The organism is Mycobacterium sp. E2327, assembly GCF_001672675.1.
GTDB lineage: Bacteria > Actinomycetota > Actinomycetes > Mycobacteriales > Mycobacteriaceae > Mycobacterium.
In genome coordinates, this window is record NZ_LZKE01000187.1 from 1 (window position 1) to 5,686 (window position 5,686).

At 68.1% G+C, this 5,686-nt stretch carries 7 protein-coding genes; 6 read left to right on the top strand and 1 reads right to left on the bottom strand.

Annotation, left to right across the window (positions count from 1 at the left end; translation table 11 throughout):
* Positions 1-460: protein adenylyltransferase SelO family protein (locus A5712_RS21855; protein ID WP_197519468.1), on the top strand; the 460-nt coding region annotated here is incomplete at its 5' end.
* Between the two features lies 1 nt (position 461).
* Here the strand turns inward: A5712_RS21855 and A5712_RS21860 are convergent.
* Entirely contained in the window at positions 462-1,055 is a 594-nt protein-coding gene (locus A5712_RS21860) for a TetR family transcriptional regulator (RefSeq protein WP_068109640.1), read from the bottom strand.
* Positions 1,056-1,099: 44 nt separating this feature from the next.
* On the opposite strand from A5712_RS21860, the gene A5712_RS21865 reads away from it, so the two are divergent.
* The 5 genes from A5712_RS21865 to A5712_RS21885 all read left to right on the top strand — a co-directional run.
* Positions 1,100-1,930, top strand: a complete 831-nt coding sequence (locus tag A5712_RS21865) for a mycofactocin-coupled SDR family oxidoreductase (protein WP_068109644.1) — start codon at positions 1,100-1,102, stop codon at positions 1,928-1,930.
* Complete coding sequence (locus A5712_RS21870; RefSeq protein ID WP_068109647.1) at positions 1,927-2,736, top strand: mycofactocin-coupled SDR family oxidoreductase; 810 nt, start codon at positions 1,927-1,929, stop codon at positions 2,734-2,736. The genes A5712_RS21865 and A5712_RS21870 overlap by 4 nt, the downstream gene beginning before the upstream one ends.
* Positions 2,737-2,770: 34 nt before the next feature.
* Entirely contained in the window at positions 2,771-3,571 is an 801-nt protein-coding gene (locus tag A5712_RS21875; RefSeq protein ID WP_068109656.1) for a carboxymuconolactone decarboxylase family protein, read from the top strand.
* Positions 3,544-5,016 (top strand): aldehyde dehydrogenase, encoded by a 1,473-nt coding sequence (locus A5712_RS21880; RefSeq protein ID WP_068109651.1) that lies wholly within the window; start codon positions 3,544-3,546, stop codon positions 5,014-5,016. Before A5712_RS21875 ends, A5712_RS21880 begins: the two co-directional genes overlap by 28 nt.
* 18 nt (positions 5,017-5,034) lie before the next feature.
* Positions 5,035-5,686 (top strand): NAD(P)/FAD-dependent oxidoreductase (locus tag A5712_RS21885; protein ID WP_156766710.1); only part of this gene is annotated, 652 nt, incomplete at its 3' end.

The window sequence follows — 5,686 nt, forward strand, 5'->3', positions numbered from 1 at the left end:
CGACGCCGTGTGGTCGTCCGGGATGCGCGCCAAACTGGGCCTGTCCGACGGCGTGGACGCCGGGGTCGTCGCGCCGCTGGTGGACGAGTTGCTCGCGCTGCTGAAGGAGAGCGGCGTCGACTACACGTCCTTCTTCCGCCACCTCGGGCGGGCGGCGCGAGGCGAATCGGACGGAGCGCGCGGGCTGTTCATCAACCTCACCGGGTTCGACGACTGGTTGGCGCGCTGGCGCGCCTTCGGCCCGGACGCCGACTCGATGGACCGCACCAACCCCGTCTACATTCCGCGCAATCACCTCGTCGAGGAGGCGCTGGCCGCGGCGACGGCCGGCGATCTCGATCCGCTCGAGCGCCTGCTCGCGGCGGTCACTGACCCGTATGACGAACGACCGGGCCTCGAGCGCTACGCGAGCCCGGCGCCGGAGGATTTCGGCGCGTACCAAACGTTTTGCGGCACGTGAACTATTGCGCGACGGCGCGGTTCTCATAGGCCGCCGTCAGCCAGAACACGGCGCGCTCGATCCCGGGCACGATCTCGGTGACCTCGATCTCGCCCTGCGCAAAGCGTCCCAGGAAGCCGAAGACGACACCTGTCAGGATCAGCTCGAGATCTTTCGCATAATCCGAATCCACCTGGGCCGTAATTGATTTGGCGACGGGGACCACGGCGTCGACGCCGCGCTGGATCAGCCTTTCGCCGCCCGGCCCGGATCGTGCGCGAAAGTACGAACGCAGCATCGTCGGGTGCCGCTCCCACGGCTCGAAAATCGTCCGCATCACAGCCATCAGGTCGGAGTAAAGCGATTCGCCGCTCGCGCCGGTGGCCGGTGACGGCAGGTTCGCGTAGCGGTTGGTGTCCATCCACCATTCGAGGGCGGCGACGATCAGCTCGTCGCGGGTCGCGTACCGCTTGTAGATCGTGGCGAGGGATACCCGCGCGCGCTTGGCCACCTCGCGGAGCTGCACGGCCTCGTAGCCCTGCGTGTCCAGCAGCTCGACCACGATCTCGATGATCGGATCCGGCTGGCGACCCCCTTCTGCAACCACAGTAACCATGTTACTCTACCGCTCGGGTAACCACGTTACTGAAGGGCGGAATCATGGGCCAACTGGAAGGCAAGGTCGCCTTCATCACCGGGGTCGCTCGCGGACAGGGCCGCAGCCACGCGATTCGCCTGGCGCGCGACGGGGCCAGCATCGTCGGCATCGACATCTGCGAAGACATCGCCGCGAACGGCTACCCGATGGCCAGCCGCGCTGAGCTCGACGAAACGGTGGCCCTCGTCGAGGCCGAGGGCGCCAAGATGCTCGGGCTGGTGGCCGACGTCCGCGACTTCCATCAGGTCAAGTCGGCGGTGGACGCCGGCGTCGAGCAGTTCGGTCGCCTCGACATCGTGCTGGCCAACGCGGGGATCGCACCGGTGGCCTTCCGCGAGCTGACCATCGAGGAAGAGCTGGAGCAGTGGAAGGCGGCGACCGGGGTCAACCTCGACGGCGCCTACCACACCGCGTGGGCGGCGATCCCGCACCTGCTCGCCGGCAATCGCGGCGGGGCGATCATCTTCACCAGCTCCACGGCCGGGCTGAAAGGTTTCGGCGGCCTGCAAGGCGGCGGCCTGGGCTACGCGGCCTCCAAACACGGCATCGTCGGGCTGATGCGGACGCTCGCCAACGCGCTTGCGCCGCTGAACATTCGGGTCAACACCGTGCACCCGACGGCGGTCAACACCATGATGGCGGTCAACCCCGCCATGACCGAATTCCTCGAGAACTACCCCGACGGAGGCCCGCACCTGCAAAACCCGATGCCGGTCGGCCTGCTGGAGCCCGAGGACATCAGCGCCGCCATCGCCTACCTGGTCTCCGACGAGGCCAAGTACGTCACCGGGGTGACCTTCCCGGTCGACGCCGGATTCTGCAACAAGCTATGAGCGCGACGGGACGAGTCGCCGGCAAGCGAGTGCTGGTAACCGGCGCCGCGCGGGGAATGGGCCGCAGCCATGCCGTGCGCCTGGCCGAGGAGGGAGCCGACCTCATCCTGGTCGACATCTGCGCCTCACTGCCGGAGATCGAGTATCCCCTCGCCTCGCGCGCGGACCTCGAGGAAACCGCGCGGCTGATCGAAAAGCACGACCGCCGCGCCGTCCTCCACGTGGTCGACATCCGCGACGCGGCGGCCCTGGCCGCGGCGGTCGACGACGGCGTCGCCGAATTGGGCGGCCTGGACGCCGCCGTGGCCAACGCCGGGGTGCTGACCGTCGGCACCTGGGACACGACGACGCCGGAGCAGTGGCGCACCGTCGTCGACGTCAACCTCATCGGCACCTGGAACACCTGCGCCGCAGCCCTCCCCCACCTCGTCGGCCACGGCGGCAGCCTCATCCTCGTCAGTTCATCGGCCGGGCTGAAGGGCACCCCGCTGCACCTTCCGTACACAGCGTCCAAGCACGGCGTCGTCGGGTTGAGCCGCGCGCTGGCCAATGAGCTTGCGGCGCAGAGCGTTCGGGTAAACACCGTGCACCCGACGGGAGTGGAGACGGGAATGCGCCCGGAATCCCTGCAGGCCCTGCTGACCGAGGCGCGGCCCGACTTGATCCCCATCTTCCTCAATGCCCTGCCCACCCTCATGGCCGAGGCGATCGACATCAGCAACGCGGTGCTGTTCCTGGTGTCGGACGAGTCCCGATTCGTCACCGGGCTGGAGTTCAAGGTGGACGCCGGCGTCACCCTACGGTGATGGCCGCCAAACCCCAACGCCGAGAGTGGGTTTCATGACTGAACGCTCCGAACTGGGCAGACACCGTTTCGCCGAGGTGATGACGGTGCCACCGCCCGACGATCCGAGCCCCACGACCACCAGTGGCCTGATCGATTTCGTCTTCGCCGAAATCTGGTCGCGGCCAATCTTGAGCCGCAGGGACCGGCGTTTCGTCACGCTGGCCTGCGTCGCGGCCGCCGACGCCGAGGAGCCCCTGCAGGATCATGTGTACGCGGCGTTGAACAGCGGCGACCTGACCATCACCGAGATGCGCGAAACGGTCTTGCATTTCGCGGTATACGCCGGTTGGCCCAAGGCGTCCCGCTTCAACATGGCCGTCGACGCGCAATGGGAACGGATCCAGCGCGAGCGCGGCCGGGACGTGCCACCACCCGAGCCGCTGCTGCCCTTGGTCACCCCGAGCGATCCGGAGAGCCGGTTGGCGGGCGGGGAGGAATGCTTCAGGGCGGTCAATTGCATACCGTTTGTTCCGATCCGCGACAACCCCTACTCCGGCGCGGGCATTTTGAACTTCGTGTTCGGCGAGATGTGGCTGCGACCGGGGCTGGGAATCAAGGAGCGGCGCCTGGTGACGGTGGCCTGTGTGGCCATTCAGGACGCGCCCATCCCGATCCTCAGCCACGTCTACGCCGCGCTCAAGAGCCGCGACATCTCCTTCGACGAGATGGACGAACTGGCCCTGCATTTCGCCGCTTACTACGGCTGGCCGAAGGCTTCTCACCTGAGCCAGGTGATCGGCGAGCAGAAGCAGCGGGTGTCGGCGGAATGGCACGCGGAAGCCACCGCAACGTGAACTCGTCGCTGTCCGGAGGACTACTGATCGGCGGCGACCGCGTGACCCGGTCGTCCGGCGGGGTCCACCAGCACATCTACCCGGCCACCGGCCAGCCCAACGCGAGCGTGCAACTGGCGGGCGCCGCCGAGATCGACGAGGCGGTCGGCTCCGCATGGGCGGCCCATCGAGAATGGATGTCGCTCACCGCCGATCGTCGGCGGGATAAGTTGATCGACCTGGCCGACGCGGTGCGCGACGATCTGGACGAGCTAGCCCGGCTCAACGTGCACGACTACGCCGTCCCAATCTCGCTCGCCGGCAACGCGATTCTGCTCGAGCGGTTTTTGCGCCATTTCGCGGGCTACGTCGACAAACCGCGCGGCCTCAGCACACCGGTAGCCGAATCGTTCGACGTCAACCTCGTCGAGCGAGAGCCCTACGGCGTCGTCGGGGTCATCACCCCGTGGAACGGCGCGCTGGTGGTGATCGCCTCGTGCGTCGCTCCGGCGCTGGCGGCGGGCAACGCCGTCGTGCTCAAGCCGTCGGAGGCCGCGCCGTTCGCCGCCCTGCGATTCGGCGAGCTGTGCGTGGCGGCGGGCCTACCCGCCGGGCTCGTCAACGTGGTGCCAGCCGGGCCCGAAGGCGGTGACGCGCTCGTCCGCCACCCGGGTATCCGCAAGGTGCACTTTACCGGCGGCGCGGCGACCGCCCGCAAGGTCCTCGAGGCGGCGGCGGTGAACCTGACACCGGTGGTCGCCGAGCTCGGCGGCAAGTCGGCGATGATCGTCTTCGACGACGCCGACCTCGATGCGGCCGCCATGCTGTCGGCGCACCAGGGCCCGCTGATCCAGTCGGGACAGAGCTGCGCGTGCGCCAGCCGGATCCTGGTGCACGAATCGGTCTATGACGCGTTCGCCGAACGCTTCGTGCGCGCCGTCACGAGCGCCAAGGCGGGTGATCCGTTCGACCCGGGTGTGGTGTTCGGGCCCGTCATCAGCCAGCTCGCCGCCGATCGCATCATCGCCGAGATCGATGGCGCCGTCCGCAGCAAAGCGGGTGAATTGCTCACCGGCGGAACCAGATTGGGCGGCGAGCTGGCGGCGGGCTACTACATCGAGCCGACCGTGTTCGGCGGCGTGGACAACGCTTCCACGCTGGCCCAAACGGAGACCTTCGGCCCGGTGGTGTCCCTGATGAAGTTCGGCAGCGAAGCAGAAGCGGTGCGCGTCGCCAACGACACGCCATACGGCTTGAACGCCTTCGTGCAGACGCGCGACCTCGCCCGCGCACACCGGGTGGCGCGCCGGCTCGAGGCGGGCTCGGTGTGGGTCAACACGTTCAGCGACATCTCGCCGCAGGGACCGTACGGCGGTTTCAAACAAAGCGGCTTCGGCCGCACCGGCGGCCTGGACGGCCTCTACGAATTCCTGCAAGTCAAGAACATTCGAATCGCCGTGGGCTGAAGCGTTTAGAGTTCCAGGATGGCTGGAAACGTCGCGGTGATCGGGGCGGGACCGGGTGGTCTCGTCGCGGCGCGTTGGCTCCTGTCGCAGGGGTACGAGCCGACGATCTTCGAGCGCTCACCCGTGCTCGGCGGTCAGTGGGCGGGCCTCGACGGCCGCAGCGGCGTATGGCCCAGCATGCACACCAACAGCAGCCGCGTCCTGACGGCCTTCAGCGACCTCGAGCACGAGACCGACCTGGTCTATCCGTCCAACCGCGCCATACTCGACTATTTGCGCCGCTACGCCGAAAGGTTCCGGCTAGTCGAGCGCATCCTGTTCGGGACTCCGGTCGAACTCGTCACGCGCGATGGCGCCCGCTGGCTCGTTCGTTATGCCGGCGGGGAGGAAAGTTTCGAGCGGGTCGTGGTGGCCACCGGAAGGTTCCACGCCGCAGCCATTCCCCCGGTGCCGGGGCTCGAGACATTCACCGGCTCGGCCGGAGCGACCGCGACACACCACTACCGCGGGCCCGCGCCGTATCAGGGTAAGCGCGTTCTGGTCGCGGGCTGTGCGATCAGCGCGCTCGAGATCGCGACGGAACTCGCCCAACTCGGCGCGGCGCGCGTCGTGGTGACCCAGCGGCGCCAGCGGTACGTGCTGCCCAAGTTCGCCGCCGGCGTCCCGTCCG